Source organism: Rheinheimera sp. A13L (assembly GCF_000217935.1).
Taxonomy (GTDB): Bacteria; Pseudomonadota; Gammaproteobacteria; order Enterobacterales; family Alteromonadaceae; genus Pararheinheimera.
On sequence record NZ_AFHI01000045.1, the window covers coordinates 81,580 to 102,678 of the forward strand.

3 protein-coding genes are annotated in these 21,099 nt (G+C 45.3%); all 3 read right to left on the minus strand.

Annotation, left to right across the window (positions count from 1 at the left end):
* Nucleotide 1: 1 nt before the first annotated feature.
* The 3 genes from RHEIN_RS16600 to RHEIN_RS16610 all read right to left on the minus strand — a co-directional run bounded on the left by RHEIN_RS16600 (nucleotide 2) and on the right by RHEIN_RS16610 (nucleotide 21,098).
* Nucleotides 2-9,994 (minus strand): non-ribosomal peptide synthetase, encoded by a 9,993-nt coding sequence (locus RHEIN_RS16600; protein ID WP_008900139.1) that lies wholly within the window; start codon nucleotides 9,992-9,994, stop codon nucleotides 2-4.
* Nucleotides 9,991-19,701: a non-ribosomal peptide synthetase gene (locus RHEIN_RS16605; RefSeq protein WP_008900140.1), complete on the minus strand. Its 9,711-nt coding sequence runs from the start codon at nucleotides 19,699-19,701 to the stop codon at nucleotides 9,991-9,993. Before RHEIN_RS16605 ends, RHEIN_RS16600 begins: the two co-directional genes overlap by 4 nt.
* Nucleotides 19,702-20,234: 533 nt before the next feature.
* A complete protein-coding gene (locus tag RHEIN_RS16610) occupies nucleotides 20,235-21,098 on the minus strand; it encodes a cupin-like domain-containing protein (protein ID WP_008900141.1) in 864 nt (287 codons plus the stop codon).
* Between the last annotated feature and the right edge of the window lies 1 nt (nucleotide 21,099).

A 21,099-nucleotide genomic window follows, 5' to 3' on the forward strand; every position in this document is an offset into this window, starting at 1 on the left:
TTTACCATACCAATTCTTCAGCCTCAGAGCTGGATCCAATTTGATTTTGTAAATGTTCTAAATTTGCTACGGTTTGCTCTTCGTGCAACCAGGCTGCTAACTCAAGCAACACAGGTTTTTCAAATATGTTGTTGATAGGAATATCAAGATTAAAGGTTTGTTTGATCTGATACTGTAATCTGGTAGCCAGCAAAGAATGACCACCAGACATGAAAAAGTTATCAGTTCGCCCTATCTCAGCGATATTTAATAGTTCCTGCCACAGCTGAGCCAAGCGGGTTTCAATATCACCCTGTGGCGCTTCAAAGCTATTCTTCCATTGAGGCTGCGGAAGTGCTTTTCGATCAATTTTACCATTCACCGTTAACTGCATTTGCGTCAGAAATTCAATGTGCCCGGGGATCATATATTCTGGCACTCTGCTGCGTAGAAAGGATCTTATCTCGGTTGCATTCAGCTCATTATTACACTGAATATACGCCACGAGAACACTCTGTGCAGCAGGATTTTGCCTCGGCAAAACGGCTACGCGTGTTACACCGCGAATATTGCTGATTTGCGACTCTACTTCACCCGGTTCTATTCTAAATCCTCTAATTTTCACCAGCTCATCATTACGCCCCAGGTATTGAAGTTGTCCACTAGTATTCAGCTTCACCAAATCACCGGTTTTGTAAATCTTAGAGCCCTGTAAAAAGGGGTTATCCAAATATTTTTGTTGGCTAAGTTCTGGCTGATTCAGATAACCGTTGGAAACACAGACTCCGCCAATATATAACTCTCCGGCAACTCCATGAGGTACTTTTCTCATGGCAGCATCAAGAACATACCCTTTGGTTCCCGCCAGCATCTCTCCGATTGAGGGTAATTCTGGCCAACTAAGGGGATCATCATTCAGCCTATAAGCACTCACAACATGAGTTTCGGCAGGCCCATATTGGTTGCTAAATCGAATATGTTTATGATTGATAAAGAATTTCCTGATAGCGGGCGTCACTTTGAGCCTTTCCGCTGTGGAAATAATCAACTTAACCCCGGGCAGCAACTCATTGGCAGAATTGCAATACTCAGCCATAGCTTCCAATACGGCATATGGCAGGTTCAGTACTTCCAGGTTTTGCCCATGTATAAACGTCACCAGGGATGCAATGTCACGCTGTAAAGATTGCGGAATAAGACATGTAGTACCACCTGTCACCAGCGGTAAAAATATGTCCACAAAACTGATATCAAAGCCAATAGAAGAGAACTGTAACCAGCGTCTCGGTTGAGTAAGTTCTGGTTCGCAATTTTTTGTCGCAGCAAGCAAGTTCACCAGTGCCTTTTGTGGCATATCTATGCCCTTGGGTATTCCGGTAGAGCCTGAGGTATAAACCACATAACCAGGCAAACCTTGTGGCAAGGCCAGTTCCAGATTGTTATCCGCTTGATCATCTTTTTGAGCGATAGTTTCGGCATCATCCAGTAAAACCAGTCTTATAGGATCCACAGGTAATTGTGCCTGTAAACTGCTCCGGGTAACTACCAGACAGGCCGGTAAGTCATCAACAATAGCCTTAAGTCGAGCCTTTGGAAGGGTTACATCCAGAGGAACATATCCGGCACCGGCTTTAAATATGGCTAAAATAGACACCACCAGCTCAACAGAACGAGGCAAACACACGGCAACTCTGTTGCCGGGGCTTACTCCCCGCTCTATAAGCAGCCTGGCCAGTTGGTTAGCCTGAGAATTTAGCTGTTGATAGCTAAGCTTCTGGTTCTTCAGAGAAACGGAATCCTGTATCTCGGAGTAATGAGTTTCAGAGCCGAAAGATACCGCAATAGCATCTGGCATGCGCTTCGCGGTGGCTTCCACTTGGGAAGCCAGATTTTCTGAGACCGAATCTTGTGTATCAGTTACTGTCAATTCTCCGGACAAGAGGGAGTCTATGTACTGCTCTTCTGAGGGCAACAACCATTTGCACTGCTCGCTATGTTTAGCCCCCCCTTGCTCCAGTTCGGACAATAAAACTTCGAATATATGCAAGAAGTGCTGGCTCAACCGCTGCACATCCACAGCAGCATCAACCTGAAACGTTAGATTGTATTTTTGTCCTAAATCATCCACAGAAATGTTCACCGGATAATTGGTGCGGTCATAGATTTTCTGCAGTTCGATGCCTGTCTCCTGCCATTGAATCAGGGCTTTACTGTCTTCATGCTCATGCTCTGAATGGCGATAGTTAAACAAAGATGTGATCAAAGGACTACCTGAAACCAGACCAGATTCATCTTCCGCAATCATGGCAGGCAGGTGTTCAAAAGCCACCAACTCCTGTAACTGCAATTGCACGTCTTGAAGCACTTGTTGCAGTGGTTTTTGATGAAACTTGATCCTCACAGGAAGGGTATTGATACACAATCCCACCAGACGGTCAGCACCCGCTATGCTTTGCATTCGACCAGACAATACTGTGCCAAACACAACATCATCGCGATTGCTCCAGTGAGACATCGCAATGCCCCAGGCCAGATGGAATAATCCAGCGGAGTTAATATCGCTGCGCTGGCAAAGTCTGTTAACCGCTTCAGTGACAGACTCTGGTAGCAGAGTTTGCAGTTCAATATTAGCAGTACCATCACTGCGGGCATCGGCAAGATCAAATGCCGAGGTAACTTCGGTCACATCCGACAGTAGCTCGCGGAAAAACTGTCTGCCTTGGATTTCATCCTGTTTCTGGTTTAAATTCTCCACAAAGGTTCGATAAGGCACAGCTTCAGGCTGCTGTTGCAATTTACCCTGTAAAGCTAATACCAGCTCCTGCTGGATTACATCTAAAGATACATGATCCGAAATCAGGTGATGCTCTTGTATAACCAAGTGAATATCGTCACTTCCCTGCACCACGGTCATTGCGATCATAGGTGCCTTTTCCACGTCCAACCATTGTTTTTGTACGGACATAAGCTCATCAATGATGTGTTGATGCTGCCCGACAGATTCACTGGTTTTATAGGTAAGCGGGATTTCAACCCGGCGCATCACCACTTGTACTGGTGCAGCCAAATCTCGCCAGTAAATTGCGGTTCGCAAAGCATCGTGACGCTCAACAACCTGCTTAAAAGCTGATATAAAGTCCGCAAGATGCTGTTCAGAAGCGATGCGATATAGCATCGGAGTTACGTAAATATCCGAATACTCATTCATCATGTGATGAAACAGCAGCCCCTTCTGAAGCGGCACTAAAGGATACATATCCTGAATATTTGCAGAGCCTCCCGGCACACGTGCTACAAGTTGCTGCAACTCTTCATTTGACAGAGACAGCAATGGCACCATTTCAGAAGTTATGACCTTGGCGTTTTCAGGGATTAGTGAATTAGCTTTTTCTGCCAGAGGTGAGCTGCTGTTAAGCGTTTTTGCCAAATCTAGCAATACAGGATACCGAAATACGTCTTTGGCCAACAGTTTATAGCCACGCATCGATACCTGAGAAACAAGTTGCATCACCAGTAATGAGTGGCCACCGGATTCAAAAAAGTGTGCTCCCCGGCTCACTGGTATTGGCAACTTAAATACTTCTTGCCATGCATCAGCCAGAACAGATTCAGTCTCACCTATAGGGGCCTGATAATTATCAGTCTGAATGTTTTGTGCCGAAGGTAATGGCAGAGCTTTCCGGTCAATTTTGTCATTGGGCGTCTTTGGGAAAGACGCCAACTGTATCAGAAAGGCCGGAATCATGTAGTCAGGTAAATTACGTTTCAGTTGCTGTTTCACAGTATCACTAGCTAACTTAGCTTCAGCGGTGTAGTAGCCAAGTAATTGTAGGTGCCCCTCTGAGGTCTTATGTGTAATAACTGCAACCTGCTCTATCTGTGGCACATTGCCAAGAACAGCTTCAACTTCACTTAACTCTATACGGTAACCGCGTATTTTTACCTGACTGTCGTTACGTCCAAGATATTCAAGACTATTGTGTTTGCCATATCTTACCAGGTCTCCGGTTTTGTAAAGACGTCGGCCATCCAACGCCTTGCTGTTAACAAAACGTTCTGCTGTTAATTCCGGGCGGTTTAAATACCCTCTGACGATACCTGCCCCGGCACAATGTAATTCGCCTGTCACTCCTTTAGGCAATAAAGCGCCCTGTGCATCAAGCACAAACATTTGCATATTGGCAATTGGCTCACCAATGGATAACCTACGTTCATAGAGGTTGTCGCCAACGGAAACATTAACTGTGCACTCCGTCGGTCCATAGGCGTTCAGCAGTTTTGGCAGGTGGCCCTTTCGTTCATACCAAGCCTTAATCTTTGCAGGATTTAACTGCTCTCCACCAACACTTATCTGCCGCAAGCACCCCGGGATGCTGAGGTGTTCAGCCGCCACTATCTGATGCCAGAAAGTTGTTGGTATATTGATAGCAGAAACTTGATGGGAAGAGATAAAGTCCCAGAAACTTCTCACGTCGCCGATACAGTCCTCGTTCCTCAACACCAGTGTGGAGCCATTACACAAGGCACCAAAGATTTCCTCCACAGACATATCAAAGCTCAGGGAAGCAAACTGCAATACCCTATCTTCGGGAGTAAACTCGTAAAACTCCCTCAGCGCAAACGCCAAATTCACTAGATTACGGTGCTCCACCATCACACCTTTAGGTTTACCGGTAGAGCCAGAAGTGTACATAACGTAAGCCAGATGCTCCTCATTGACGTGCACTGGATTCAGTTCAGTTACCTGTTCAAACGGAAAGGTATCCAGATTCAGTGTGGCACACTGCCAGAGACTGTCCGAGGCAGGAATATCAGAGACGCTCAAAATCACTTTAGGTTTAGCATCTTCAATGATTAACTGCTGGCGATCCTCTGGGTAATTCGGGTCCACTGGCAAATAAGCACCACCCGCTTTCAGAATCGCCAGTACCGCCACCATCATATCGATACTTCGATGCAGACGCACAGCTACCAAGCTATCGGCAACCACTCCCTGAACAATCAGTGTCTGCGCCAGACTATTGGCTTTTTGATTGAGCTCCGCATACGTCAGGCTTTGTGTTTCTGCACTGGCATCGTGCCCAAGAATCGCCAGATGCGATGGCTGAGTGTGCGCGTAATGTTCTATCATTTGGTGCACACACAGTCCCTGTGGTAGCACACGAGCTGAGTTATTGGCCCCTTCAACCAACCAGTTACGTTCCTGTTGCGGCAGTATATTGATATCAAGTAAAGAAACGCCTTGCGCTGAATCGGCATGTTCAAGGTTATAAGGCAATTTGTATAAGGCAGCTACTATCCCAATCAAAGCATTAACCATGTATTGGGTAATTCGCGAAGCGGCAATATCATGATGAATGTGGCTGGTAAGAATGAATTCTTCACCCTCATCATCCACGGACATAGCAAAAGGGAAGTTAGAACGCTCAGATACCTCGACTGGCTTTATGCCCATTTGCTGATAAATATCTAACGCAGCATAATTGTTCTGCTGCAGGTTATGGCGATAATTGAGCATGGTAGTAAACAAAGGTGTGCCGCTTTCAATTGAGCTTAATTGTTGAACGTCAGATAATGAGGCATTTTCAAAGCGGGTTAGCTCCATGATTTGCTGGAATATTTGCTGTAAGGCGCTATGCACCTTTTGCTGACTCACATCAATGCGTATAGGCAAGGTATTTATAAACATGCCAGGCATTTGTTCCGCCCCTACTATCCCTCCAAGACGCCCGGATAGAACAGTGCCAAAAACAACATCATTTTCACCACTGCAACGGGATACCACTATTGCCCAGGCAAGATGAAAAATAGCTGCTGGAGAGATTTTGTGAGCAATAGCCAACTGCCGGATTTCACGCCCCAACATCTGATCAAGAACATGGGTATCATCCACCAAGCTACTGCCATCAGAAAGAGTATCGGTTAAACCAAAAGGCGCTGTCACCTCTGAAAAATCAGATAATAATGTGCCATAGTAGTCTTTGGCTTCAACACTGAGTTCTTTGCTCACCAGTCCATTTTCGAAAACCTTTTTAAACGGAATAGGTTCTTGTAACCGCTCTTCTTCTCCGGTTAGAAATGCCAGTAATTCTGCTTCTATGATTTGCAACGAAATATTGTCATGCACCAAGTGGTGGATTTTTAAGAACAATACGCATTTTTGCGAGCCATCATCCAGCAAATACTCCGCAGTTAACATAGGAGCTTTGCTGGCATCCATTGTGAGGTTATCGGAACTGGACAGCTCAGCAATCTGCTCATCGAAGCTGACCTCAGAGGTTCGGGCCAGCTCATTGATGCTCAAGGGGGCTTGCCGCCAAACCAATTGCAATGGTTCTGCCAGACCATTCCAGACAAAGCTGGTACGCAAGATATCATGGCGGTCCACCACTTTTTGCAAAGCTGCCAGTACCTGATGCATGGTTTCCCGGGAATTAAAGGTAAAAGGCAGTACTGTAATGTAAGGGTCGGAATTCTTTACCAGAGTATGATGGAACAAAATACCATGCTGCAGTGGTGTCAGAGGATAAATGTCCTGAAGGTTATCCAGGCCACCATTAATACTGTGACGAATGCGTTCTAACTCAGCGCCATTTAATGCGGCCAAACACTGGGATTTATCCGGCAAAAACGCCGCTGATTTTTCTGGTGTAGACAGGACTTTCTGTAGTTGCAGTTGTAAGGCTAAATCCTTAAGTACCGGAGAGTTAAAGAGCTGGCTTACTTTCATTTGATAGCCTTGTGCTGCAAGCAAGCTAATCATTTTTGTCACCAACAATGAGTGGCCGCCCAAGTCAAAAAAGTTATCATCTCTACCAGGTTGTTGTGCCGGCAATAGCGTCTGCCATACCTCAGCAAGTATCTCTTCCAGCTTACCCTCAGGTGCCCTGTATTGTTTTTGCAGATAACTTTTACCATCTGGAGCAGGCAACGCCTTGCGATCTGCCTTACCATTAGCAGTGACTGGAAAGGCGTCGATAAATACGATCGCGCCGGGCAGCATATACTGAGGTAACGATGAGGTCAGAAATTGCCTGAGTTCAGTCACCGACAAGTCAGCGCCATGGGAGGTCACAAGGTAAGCCACCAGTTCTTTACATCCTGGCATGTCTTCTCGCACCATAACCAGCGATTCCTTTACCTGTGGATGCTGATCCAGAGCATATTGAATCTCCCCTAATTCAATCCTGAAACCACGTAATTTAACTTGATGGTCTATGCGGCTAATATAGTCAATATTGCCATCAGGTAAGCGGCGTACAAGATCGCCAGTGCGATAGGCTATTGCACCATCAATAAAGGGATGAGGGACAAATTTTTCTTTTGTAAGCTCACCCTTATTTAGATAGCCGTGAGCCACTCCCATTCCTGAGATGAGAAGCTCGCCATGAACACCCACAGGGCAAAGTTGCAACTGTTCGTTTACCACATAAAGCTGGGTATTTTGAATAGGCTTACCTATGGGTACAAAGTGTTGTTTATCATTCTGACAAAACCAATAACTTACATCTATCGCGGCTTCTGTAGGGCCATAAAGGTTGATCAGTTGCGCTGAGCAACCTGAGTTGAAAAAATTCTTTTCCAGCTCCTTACTCAGGGACTCACCACTACAAATGACGCGTTTCAGGGACGCTAGATTAACAGTATCTTGATGACTCTGAGATTCCAGGAACACCGACAACATAGAGGGTACAAAATGCAGAGTTGTCACACCTTCCCTGGCAATAAGCTGCTGTAAATATTCAGGATCTTTGTGACCTTCAGGCTTAGCGATGACCAAGGTGGCGCCATACATAAGTGGCCAGGTGAATTCCCACACAGACACATCAAAGGAATAAGGAGTTTTTTGCAGTACCACGTCATCTGCTTGCAGTCGCAGAGCTTCCTGCATCCAGTGAATACGGTTAAATAAACCTAAGTGGTGACACAGTACCCCTTTGGGTTGCCCGGTGGAACCAGAAGTATAAATGACATAAGCGAGATCTTCGCCTTTGATCATTGTGTCTGTCTGAAACTCAGGTGACCAGGCCTGCAATTGATCTAGGCTGTCAAAGTGTAAGACCTCAGCTTGTTTAGTTTCGTATGCTTTATTGTTGCTGATCAGCAGCGCAGGCTGGGCATCTTCCAGAATGTATTGCAGACGATTTGGAGGTAAAGTGAGATCCAATGGCAAATAAGCGGCACCGGCTTTAAGAACTCCATATATTGCAACCACAAGTTCAAAACTACGGGGCAACTGTAAAGCTACCTTATCCCCGGATTTGACGCCTAGTTGCCGTAGCCTGTTGGCCATTCTGTTGGCATTTTCGTTCAACTGCCGATAAGTTAGCGAGCTGCTCTCAAACCTCAAAGACACTGCGTCAGGGGTTGCAATCACCTGACGTTCAAACAAGGAGATCACATTCTCGTTTTCTGGCAGAGCAACCTCTGTCTTGTTCATATCGAAAATGAGCGCCTGTTTTTCTTCAGGGGTTAGCATTTCAAGTTCAGCAACACTGCCGCTGGCACCGCTGACAACACCCAGCAACAACTGTTCAAAGTGTTTCGCCATTTGCTTGATGGTTTGTGAATTAAACAACGCAGCACAGTATTCGAAAGAGAGCACTATGCCAGATGTCCCTAGTTTGATGGTGAGGGATAGATCAAACTGCGCCTGAATTGTATTTCGGGTTCGTTTTGTAAATGAAACACCGTCAACAGTCGCTACGCCATCATCGTCTTCATTTTCAACATTAAACATGATCTGAAACACAGGATGATAGCTGTTGCTTCTGGCTGGATTTAAAATTTCCACCAGTTTCTCGAAAGGAAAGGACTGATGAGTGATTACCTCGCTGTCGCTTTGCGTCACACTGTTCAGATAATAACTTACGTCTGTATCAGCCTCTACCTGAGTGCGAAGTACAGCCGTGTTCACCAGACAGCCAATCAGCCCAGTCAGTTCTGGGATAGCTCTATTTGCAACTGGTGTGCCCATAACAATATCAGCCTGACCACTGTATCTTGCCAGCAGAATAGCAAACACAGCGTGTAACATCATAAATTGGGTACTACCCTGCTGCGCTGCAAACGCAGTCAACTGATTGCTACTAACCTGTTGCACCTGATGAATAACCAGACCACCTTGCGGATTAAACTCAGCAGGCCTTGGAAAATCCAGGGGCAACTGATGCACATTTGGAATTCCAGTCAGGTAATCCGCCCAGAACTGTTTTTGCGTTTGCCAGTTCGGCTTATTTTCGAGTCGCCGTTGCCAGCGAGCATAATCCTGAATTTGTATTGTCAAAGGCAACGGAGTAGCTTTTTGGTCACCCGATTTTGATTGATAAAAGTGCTGGAACTCACCCCACAAAACCTTCTCCGACCAGCCATCAGAAGCGATGTGATGGATATTAAACAGCAAGACACCATTGACGGATGAAATTTTTAGCCAGCTTGCCCGAATCATCAGATCTCTTTGAAGATTAAACGGGGTATTAATATCAGCTTTGATAAGCGATTCGATATACCGCTGCTGTGTCTGCCCATCCAGGTGAGAAACATCTTCACAGGTTAGATTAAACAGAACATCCTTTTGAATAATTTGTATCGGCTGTCCTTCATCTTTCCGGTAGCTGGTTCGCAGCACCTCATGGCGATCAATGATCTTTCGTATGGCCGTTTCCGCTTTTTTGACATCAAATGGACCTGTCACATCAAACGCTATAGCCATATTGTAATTGGTAGAGTGACCCGATTGTAGCTCATCGATAAACCACAAACGATTCTGAGAAAAAGATAGCGGAGCTGTTTCTCGGTCTCCCTCAAAGGGACTAATAGTCTCAGCCTCTGAAGCCACAGCTGCGACATCCTGTCTGGATAAAAACGCTATGATCTTGGCTTTGTTAGCCAGAATATCAGCTTTGAGATCCGCTGGAAATTCAGTAACCGAAAGTTTAAAACGTAAATTGCCATTGTCGATGTGTAAAAACACGCCTGCATTCGTTGCTTTTTTGATTAGTCCGGCAATGTTCACAGTACACCCTCACTTAGTATTTCAGTCGTGCGTTGTTTTTCGTTTAACTGCACATAAGTTAATTTTTCTTCTAAAAGTTCCGACAACTGTCCAATCGTTGGATTAACAAAAACTTCAGACACAGTTAATTGCAGTGCTAGTTGGCTGCGTAATTCCGACAACAGCTGTACCACCAGAATGGAATGCCCACCCAACTCAAAGAAATTGCTTTCCAGTCCCAGACCAGCTTGGTCTATACCAAAAAGTTTTGACCAGCTTCTTGCAATAGTGATCTGCATGGCGCTTTCAGGCTTGCTGAGCGGCTCATCAAAAACACTGAAGTCAGGCACAGGCAAAGCTCGCCTGTCGATTTTATTTGCTGCGTTCATGGGCATGGATTGCAACACAGTGAAGTTGGCAGGGATCATATGGGGCGGTAACATGTCACATAACGTACTGCGTACCTCTTTAACCTGCAAATTACTGCCCGGCAAGCCCACCAGATAAGCAGCCAGCGCTTTCTGTCCTTGATGATCATCCACAACAATAACTGCTGCGCTGCCCACACCTTGGATTTTCGCTAACGCTGATTCCACTTCACCCAGTTCAATACGGAATCCTCGGATTTTAACCTGATCATCAAATCGACCAATAAAGTGCAATTGTTTTATTTGCCCCTCATTATCAGTTTCCCAACGTCCTAAATCGCCAGTGCGGTACAGTACTTCTCCCTGTATATTACCATCGGCATAAGGGTTGTTTACAAAGCTCTGTCTGGTTTTCTCTTCATTTTTCCAGTAGCCAAGACCCACTCCTATGCCAGCAACACATATTTCGCCTGGCACACCCAGCGGAAGTAACTGTTGCTGCTCGTCCATGACGTATACCGCCAGGTTTGGTAAAGCAATGCCAATAGGCAGCGTTTCGTAACCCTCTGCAAGCGCATCCCGCTGAATATGGTAAGTAATATCATCAGAAGCTTCCGTCGGCCCATAGCCATTGACAACCGGGATTTGAGGGAAGCATTCAAACCATCGTTTGATCAGAGCTGACGTGGTAGCCTCCCCTGTGGTCATCAACCATTGTAAGTACAAGCTTTCGGTATTTATCTGGTCAGACTGAACGTAATCCAACATCAATCCAATAACAACCGGAGCGGCTTCAATCAAGTGAATATGATGCTCATACAGCGCGTTAAACACGGCCTTTATGTCGCTAGTGTCGTCTATGATAACCGTTTTACCACCGCACATGAGAGGGGCCAGAAATTGCCACACTGAAACATCGGAAGACGAAGCAGCAGTCTGTAAAAAGTTTTTTGCCTGCGGCTGCCCCTGATCATCGATAAATCCAAGCACATGAAACTCTGCAAAGATATGGTTCATCGCCCCGGCATGATGCACCAGCGCACCTTTGGGTTTGCCCGTGGAGCCCGAAGTGTAAAGCATGTAAGCAGGTCTTGTAGCCGCCAGTTTGTGAGGCACATTTTCGCCATTGTAATCTTGCAACTCAGATGCTGAGTACTGCAAAACGCAGGGTACATCAGTGGTAACAATTGTTCCGTCAAGCGCCTGATGAGTGATCAATACTGACAGCTGAGCATCAGCCAGCATAGTTTCTAATCTACCTTTGGGGTTTACCGGGTCAAAAGGCACGTAGGCCGCCGAAGCTTTCATAATTGCCAGAATACTCACCAGAAAATCACAACAACGAGGCATATATATGCCCACTCTCTGGCCTTCAGCCACTCCATTGGCGCGCAAATAGTCAGCCAGTTGATTGGCTCTAAAGTTAAGTTGCTGATAAGTAAGTTCTTGTTGCCCATGGACCACGGCCACTTCATCCGGGAAAGACAAAACCATGGCTTCAAAACGCTGATGCAATGTGGTTTCAATACACCACTGACGTTGTGGATACTGATAGGCTTGCAACTGCTGAGTGACATCCTGCTCCGTTAGTATAGACAAAGACTTCCAGGATTTTCCTGATTCATTCTGCAGGGTATTGACCAGATCGTTGATGGTATTTTGCAACAGTCCTACTAACACCCTGGCTGGCATGACTGTCGCGGAGGCGATATGCAGTTGAAAATCGCCACCAAGATCACTAACGTTGACATCCACATCATACTCACTGTTGTCCAGCTTTTTTAACAACCTGATGCCGTCAGCCAGTTCAGCCCCACCTGTCTGGATGGCCTGAACCTCAATATTTCGATAATTTAATAATGAGTTAAACAGCTTAGTACCGGCCGGAATATTAGTAAGCCTGAGCACTTCGCTTAGTGAAGCATGCTCCCATGTCATCATATCTGATAAATACTGATGGGTTTGCTGCACCAGCTCCAGCGTTGATGCTTGCTCAAGAATCAGATGCACTGGTAATGTGTTAATTAACATACCCAGTACGTTTTCCGAGAAATCCGTCGCCTGCATTCGGCCCAACAATACTGTAGCAAAGGTCACCTGCTGCTGTCGGGTACATTTTGCCAGCACCACAGCCCATGCGGCATGAAACAAAGTCGCAGGGGTAGTTTTAAGTTGTCGGCACACTTGCCTTATTTGCGCAACAACCTGAGTATCCAGCATATCACTGTGTTCGGTTTGCCGAATCGGAGCGGCGGCGTCGTTGAATCCTTCAAAGACCAAAGTTGGCGTTTGTATCTGACCTAATTTTTCCTGATAAAACGCCATAGCGCTGCTGTTATCATGCGTCCTCAAATAGGCAGCAACCTGCTCACGGAACTTACCAGCTGTGGGGATAGCCGGCTGTTTACCCGCCAATTGTTGCGCAAGTTCGGAAAACAGGATTTCTGTGGAAACATGGTCCAGCAATAAATGATGCGTTCTCACCAGCGCATTGCATCCTGTACCATCTGTGCAGTACACCACCTCAATTAACGGCGCTGTAGCAAGGTCCATTGCAGTCGCACCTGATGCCAGCAAGTCTTGCATTAGTTGCAAACTTGTTTCTGAACTACTTGCTTTCAACTGAGTCACTTTTAACTCGGCCTTACGCAGAACCACCTGAGCCGGTTCTTTGAGTCCTTCCCAGATAAATACGGTTCTGAGCACATCGTATTGCATCAGCAAACGATTGAAAGCCGCTAAAAACTCCTGGAATCTGCTGTATGAATCAAATGTTAACAGCGTTTGTTCGATATAGGTATCCGACGTACCATCCAGCAAGCTCTGATACAACATGCCCTTTTGTAGAGGCATCAAGGGATAAATATCTTGAATATTTTGATCCCGGCCATGGACCTGCATCACCAGTGTAGCGAGTTCAGCGTCATTCAACTGCATCAGATCCAGCATTTCTGGATGAATTAGACGGCAGTTTTCAGGAATTCGATTTTCACTTCTTTCAATTCTTGCCGCCGGAGCCTGTTGTACCAGTAACGCCAGTTCCGCCAGGTTGGTCGCGTCAAACATTGATTTTACTGGCAATTCTACCTTAAACACTTTGTTGACTCTGGCTGCCAGCTTCATCAACGACAGGGAGTTGCCGCCGAGTTGGAAGAAGTTATCATTGCGGCTGATAAGTTCAGGACCTAATAACTCTGACCAAATTACCGCGAGCTGGCGTTCCTGCACTGACTCGGGAGCTTCGAAGTCATCCAACAGCTGTCTGTTTAATTTAATCTCCGGTAGCGCTTTACGATCAATCTTATCTGCGGCATTTAATGGCATTGCGTCAAGTAGCTCTACGTGAGCAGGGATCATATGGTCAGGAAGTTGCTGTCTCAGTTCCTGCAGTATTTCGCCCACCATAACCTTACTGGAAGCATCTGTCTGATGGTGCAATACCAACCAGGCCGCGAGGAACTTGTTGCCAATATTGTCTGTTCGCAACAGCACAACGGCATCTTTTACGACATCCAGAGCAGTGAATGCAGCTTCTATTTCTCCAAGCTCAACCCGGAAGCCTCGGATTTTTATCTGGTTATCAGTACGCCCAAGCAGCTCGATGGTGCCACAAGGTAACATTCTGCCCAGATCTCCCGTGCGATATAAACGCTCACCATGACCGCCATATTTTATAAATGGGTTAGCTTTAAAAGCAGCTTCAGTTTTGGCAGGATTTTGCCAATATCCAAGGCCAACCCCCACACCTGACACACACAATTCTCCAACGACATTGGGTGGCATCAAACACAAGTTGTCGTCAACGACATACATAGATAAGTTCGGCAGGGCAGTCCCCACCGGCACAGTTTTCCAGTTTTCATCGAGTGCTTTATCAATAATGTACCAGGTTATATCATCGGAGGCTTCTGATGGCCCATAACCATTCATCACCGGAATTCTCGGGTACATTTCAAGCCATTGATTTACCAGTCTAACAGGGCAAGGTTCAGCGATAATCATTAACCACTGCAACGCTGGCAACTGTCGTTCCTGTGGAGATAAAGTTTGTAAATATTCAATCAATAAGCCTAATACCGATGGTGCAGTTTGAATAAGGTTTACATCTTCATGTTGTAAGGTTTGCAGATATGCTTTTAGATCAGTGACCTCCTGCAAAATAACAGTTTTCCCGCCACTCAGAACTGGCGCTAAAAATTGCCATACTGACACATCTGACGACACTGCAGCACTTTGTAAGAAGTTCCTGGGTGTTGCCGACAAATCCTGTGTCAGGTAGCCAAGCACATCGAACTCTGCGTCAATGTGATTCAGAGCGCCAGCATGATGTACCAAAGCCCCTTTGGGTTTGCCAGTGGAACCTGAAGTGTAAATCATATAGGCTGCACTTCCAGCCTCTTGCTGCACATCCAGGTTATGCTCAGGAAAATCCGCCAGTCCGGTGTACACATTTTCACTGGTAATTACGTTGATTGCCAATGGCGCTGTCAGCTCAGTATTAAACCTGTCATCTACCAGCACAAATTGTGCACTGGAATGTTGCAGGATAAAGGTCAGCCGCTCATCCGGACAGTTGTTGTCTACCGGCACATAGGCACAACCAGCTTTAAGCGTGGCTAAAATAGCACAGAGAAAATCTATCGAACGCGGCAAATGTATTGCTACCAGATTACCTTGGCTTAAACCATTTTCTATCAGATATCGGGCCAGTCGGTTAGCTCTGCTATTCAACTCACGATAGCTAATGGTTTGGTCACCACATACCGCTGCGATATTGTCGGCATACTTATTAACCATTTGCTCAAAACGGCGATGTACCAGCTGAGTTCCTGGGTAGAGCACTGATTTACCTGTACTTAGAGCCACAGCTTGCTGTTTACGAGATTCAGACAGAATGTCAATGCTCAAAAATTTACTTCCTGGCGCATGTTGTAAGGTGTGCACAAGGTTATACAGTGTTTGTTCAAACAGCTCTAAAACCAGTCTAGCGCCAATTAACTTGTGAGAATGTACCTCCAACTCAAAGAACTTATCCTCAACATCTACGCCAATCTCCAAAGGATAGTTAGTATATTCGATCACTTCTTTCAGCTTGAATCGGTTGCCACCATCAACAAAATGCTGTTCGCCTTTGTGACGATAATTCAAAATACTAGTAAACAGTGGTCTACCCGCCGGAATATCGCTGAGAGCCTGCGCCGCGGAAAGAGGGAAAAACTCATAGTTAACCAGCTCTGCCAGAGCCACATCCACTTTTTTCAATATGGCAGCGACAGATTCATCTGATATAGACAAAACAAAGGGCAATTGATTAATCAACAGCCCCAGCATTGAACCAATTCCTTTGACTGGCTGTAACCTACCAGACATCAAAGTACCAAACACCACTTTGTTGGTTCTGGCAGTCTTGGCCACCAGCAGCGCCCAAGTCATGTGAAATAACACCGCCGGACTGCAATTATACTTACTGGCAACATCCTTGATCTGTTGCGAAAACGCAGGGTTGATGCGTTGCCGCAAAATCTCAATATCACTGCCATCACCATGTACATCTAACATTCTAAATGGAGCAACCGTCTCGGTAACATCCTTGAGCAGGCTAGCAAAATACTCTGTGGCACCCTGCAAATCAGCGATGTTGAGGCAATGATCTACAAAATCCCGATATTGGTATGGATTAGCTGCATCTGCAACTTCGCCAGCCATGTGACGTGTAATTTCCTGAATTTGCAATAGAATAGATACGTGGTCACTAATGAGGTGGTGCTGTTTAAAAATCACATAGCCACGCTGCTGCCCAGCAACATTTACCTGAATACATTCGATTAAAGGCGCTTCCTCCAGGCAGATGAATCGCTGACCTTTAAGCTGTGCCTGGCAAAACTCTCTGGCTTGCTCATGATTGTCAAAAGTACGGACAACAGGGTTAATACTCGCCTGTCGGCATACCACCTGCACAGGCGAATCCAGATTTTTCCAAACAATAGCTGTACGCAAGGCTTCATGCCTGTTGATAGTGACCTGCAAGGCATCAAAAAAACTACTAATGTCGTTGCTGTCAGCAAACTCCAGCAACACAGGAATAACATAAGGGTCATTGGTCTGATTCAATCGATGATGAAAGAAAATCCCTTCCTGTAAGGGTGACAACGGAAGCAAACGCTGAATGTTTTGCTCTGAACCAGGAATACGTTGGCTAATAGTTTGCCTGCAATCCGCAGAAACAGAGAAGCGATCTTCCGTCACTACTGTATTTACAACTTTATGATCAAGCCTCTTTAAAGTCAGAGCAAAATCTTTTAGCACTTCGCTCCGATACAGATCTGCCACCTGCATCTGATAACCTTGGTCTCGCAACTGACTCATCATATCAATCACAAGCAAAGAGAAGCCACCAGACTCGAAGAAATTGTCGTGCACCCCCACCTGGGACACACTCAGTAAACGCTGCCAAACTTCTACCAATACAGTTTCTTCCGGCGTACTAGGTGCTACATATAAACCTTGCTCCTGAGCAGTGATACCTGGTTCAGGCAAACGCCGGAAATCTGTTTTACCATTGCTGGTAAGGGGTAAGCTATCCAAAGCAATAATCGCTGCTGGCACCATGTAGGCAGGAACCCGCTGTTTCATTCTCTGCCGCAGCTGTTGCGTATTAGCAATTCCTGTAACGTAAGCAACCAGTTGCTTGCCTTTCAAGTCGCTCTGAAAACTTGTTACCACCGCTTCTTTTGCACCACATTGCATAAGGTGCTCTGCAACTTCATCTGGCTCTACACGAAAACCTCTGATTTTCAGCTGATTATCAATACGCCCTAAAAATTGCAAATTACCATCTGGCTGTTCACAAACCAAATCACCGGTTTTATAAAGACGTCCCGGTGCAAATGGATTGTCACTAAAGGCTTTACCTGTGTCCTGCTGATTTTGATAATAACCTCTGGCAAGAGATATACCGCCTATATATAACTCTCCGACGCATCCACGTGGAACCCGACGCTTATCCGCATCCAGGATATATAGCTCGGTTTGAGGATTGGCCTTACCAATCGGCAAAGGTGATACAACATCGTCATTATTCCTGATGAGATAGGTTGTCGCGGTAACTGTCGTTTCTGTGGGGCCATAAGTGTTGACAAGTACTGGTGCAGACTCCAGGTTAAACCAACGTTTTACCAGTTCCGCTTTTAGCGCTTCCCCCCCCAAGATCACCAGTCGCAAAGACTCAGGTAACACAATCGCAGAGCTTGCTACTAGTTGGTGCCAGAATGCCGTTGGCAAACTCATCACGGAGATATACTTATCCTCAATAAACCGCCAGAAAGCGTCAGCATCACTAGTAATTTCAGGCGACCGCAGCACCAGAGTGCAACCATGACACAAAGCACCAAAACACTCCTCCACAAAGATATCAAAACTGAATGTAGAAAATTGCAGTATCCTGTCATCGGAGGTCAGTTGATAAGTGCCCTTAATATTTGTTACAAAATGACTCAGAGAACGATGCTCAATCATAGTGCCTTTGGGACGCCCTGTGCTACCAGAGGTAAACATAATATAGGCCAGATCATCAGGTGCAGACTCCGCCCTTTGAAATTTGGTCACTGGCGCCTGACCCAACAATGCTTGTAAGCTAAAATCTGACGCACTCAGTAGCTTATCGGCAAGATCTGTCAGTTGGGATTTTTCGTCCTCCAGAATGACCAATAGTTGAGGAGCAATATCCTGCAACATGGCGTGAATTTTATCTTTCGGATACTCATAGTCAATCGGAACATAAGCTGCTCCAACTTTCAGGGTCGCCAGGATGTAAGCCACCATCTCAATACTTCTAGGCAAACAGATTGCAACCAGACTCCCCTTTCTGCAACCTTGCTGCTGCAAGACGATTGCTAATGCATCACTCAATTGGTCCAACTGCTGATAGGTCACAGTATGCCCGTCAAACTCAATCGCAGTATGCTCTGGGACGCGATTAACCTGTTGCGCAAACAGGGTTAGTACCGGTTCAACATTGCTCTTTGTGTCTGGAAGAGGTAAATGGTCAGAAATAAGGGTTAACTGGTCCAATCGACTCTGAGGGGCTTCCACCATTTGATTTACCAGCCACCAAAGAGACTCAAGTAAATTCTGCGCCTGATACTCATTGAAATAATCATGCCTGAAATCCAGTTGCAATTGAGTGGATTGCTGCTCTCCATACTCACACAATGTTGCGATCAAAGGGAGCGTTTCCTGTTCATGGTTTAAATAACAGGTTTCAGCATTAATACCTTGTTCACGAAAATCGAAATCAATTTGTTGATAATTAAATGCAGCCTCAAACAGTTTGCTTAGCTGCTTATTATGTGTCAAAGCATCACTGAATATACGACTTACCGGATAATTCTTGTGTCTGAAAGAGCGTTGAAGATCCCTGGTAACTCTAGCAACAGCATCAGCCACAGTGTCAGCTGCCTGGTATTCGATGCGCACTGGCAGCATGGACATAAATACCCCCACCACAGCGCGTTGCTTTTTTGTGGCGCGATTGTGTAATGGGGTTCCCAAAGTGATACCTGAGCCTCTGGCAATACTACAGCACAACAGACTGAGTGCTGTCATGAATAAAGGTAAAACTGCGAGTTTGTTTTCGTTGGCTTTGCTAAGAAACCTCTGATATTGCTCTGGAGTGATGAACTTAATTAATTTAGTGCTAAAACTGTCCCCTCCTGACTGTTGTTGCAACATAGACCCTTTAATATCACTAAAGATCTCCTGCCAAAACTCCTTGGATTTTTCAATTTTATCCGGGGATGTAACAAGTTCACCACTCCGGGCTATTTCAAGAAAACAAGGCAAAGGTTCGAAGTCTAAAGATTCCTCACGGCACAGTTTGGCGTAGATGGAAAAGATTTGGCGGATCCAGTTTGCATAGCCCCAACCATCAATAACAATATGGTGAGAGATAAAGTATAACCAATAATGCTGTTCTGAGATTTTTATTAAGCCTATCCTGAACAATGATTCAGTATCCAGTCGAAATGGCTTTTGGAAAATCTCCTGCACCCTGCTTTTTGCAACTCGCTGAGGTTCGGTCAGAGACGAGTAGTCTATCATCTCCAAATTGAACTCAGATAGTTGTTCAACCTGACAAATATCCTTGAGACCCAATGGAAAACGGCAATTTAATATCTTATTCTGGCGCAAACTCAGTTGGATCGCCTGCTCCATTTTGGCGATATTAACGAGTTCTTTTATATCAACATAACCACCTATGTTGTAAGCCGGAGTCTCACCTTTGTTGATGTGGTCTATGTAAATCTCTCGTTGCTGTGGAGTGAGAGGGATAAGATTGGATTTTTGATCTTCAATTAGCATTAAATTATCCTAGTTTATGCAACCGATTTGATGCCAGACAGTGTTCATATCGGACATTTGCGGCTTCTATTATTCGCGCATTAAACTCCGAAGTGCGTAACTTGCTCATTGGATTACCTTTCGAAAGTCTTCAATTACAACAGCCCATCTTGCAAAAGGATTAGCAAAGCAAACAAGCGTATTTTGCATTCTTACAAGCTGGCCACTCTTACAGAACTCAACGCAACTACCTTCGAATAAAGTAGTAACACGCTTCAAAGATGACACCATACTGCACTAGTTTTTGCCTATCGGGCTTTTACAGCTCTTTTTGCAATAACAGTGCGCAATCAGTACTGCTTGCTATCAGACTCCAATCACTGTACCCGTACCATGTTTCGCTTAAACCGTATCCATCTCCTAATCACCTGGCTGACGTTACTCGCCAACAATCAGAGAACTATGCACTATATCGATTCATACGGTTCTTGCTGTATGTGGTTGAGTATCAGAGATCTTTTAAAGCCACGCGTCTACGAGCGACTCTGATATTCTCAGGAAATAAAATTTAAGTAGGACCTATACTTTTTAAAAAATTCACTTCTATCCATACCCAAAAATAAGGCTCTGAAAGTCAACCAGTTATAAAATAAGTTGGTTCGGGGCATCCCCTCTTTTATCCCCATAAAACTTTTAAGTACAGATGTCTTATTATGAAAGTCTAAGTTAAATGAAATACAATCAGCATTACTCTTCACATGATGGAGAGTACCTGCGGGCATATAAAACATGTCTCCGGCACTCACTTTAACTTTCCTTACTGTAACTCCTGAAGATTCCAGCTGACACAAGTCTTCCGAAGCTGAGGGATCACAATCAAACCAGCGCCAACCTCTGCGCTTACATTTATTGCGATCTTGCCATGGAATGAGGTAAAAGTCCTTATCACCCATTACTTGAAAGAATAAATTATGTGTCCGCAGGGTATCAAAGTGCAGAGGGGTGGTGGCGCCTGACGGTGAAATAAAGAACTGTACATATTCCCACCAATTTGCGCGGTAAAACTCAGGCAACAAATGACTAGGAAAGGCCTCAATATCAGCAATCAAATCTGGGTTTTGCAAAAAAATGGGCACGTCATGACAGTATGGCGCTATATCTCTGTTCTCAGGGTTTTCATTAAAAGCCTGCAGCAACTCAACAAAATATTTCATTGAAAGAAACTGACTGGTGATACCCGCACTGGTAAAATACTTAACGGTAACCCTAATGTCTGCGCACTGCCTGGCAAAAAAGGACGGTGTCCACCGCCCTACTGCAGGCCAATGACTAATAGCATCTTTCACCAGTAACACAGAATCAGCGGTCAAACGAGGATCTTTAGCAAATTCCGTCGCTGTCAATTCCTTTATAAACATA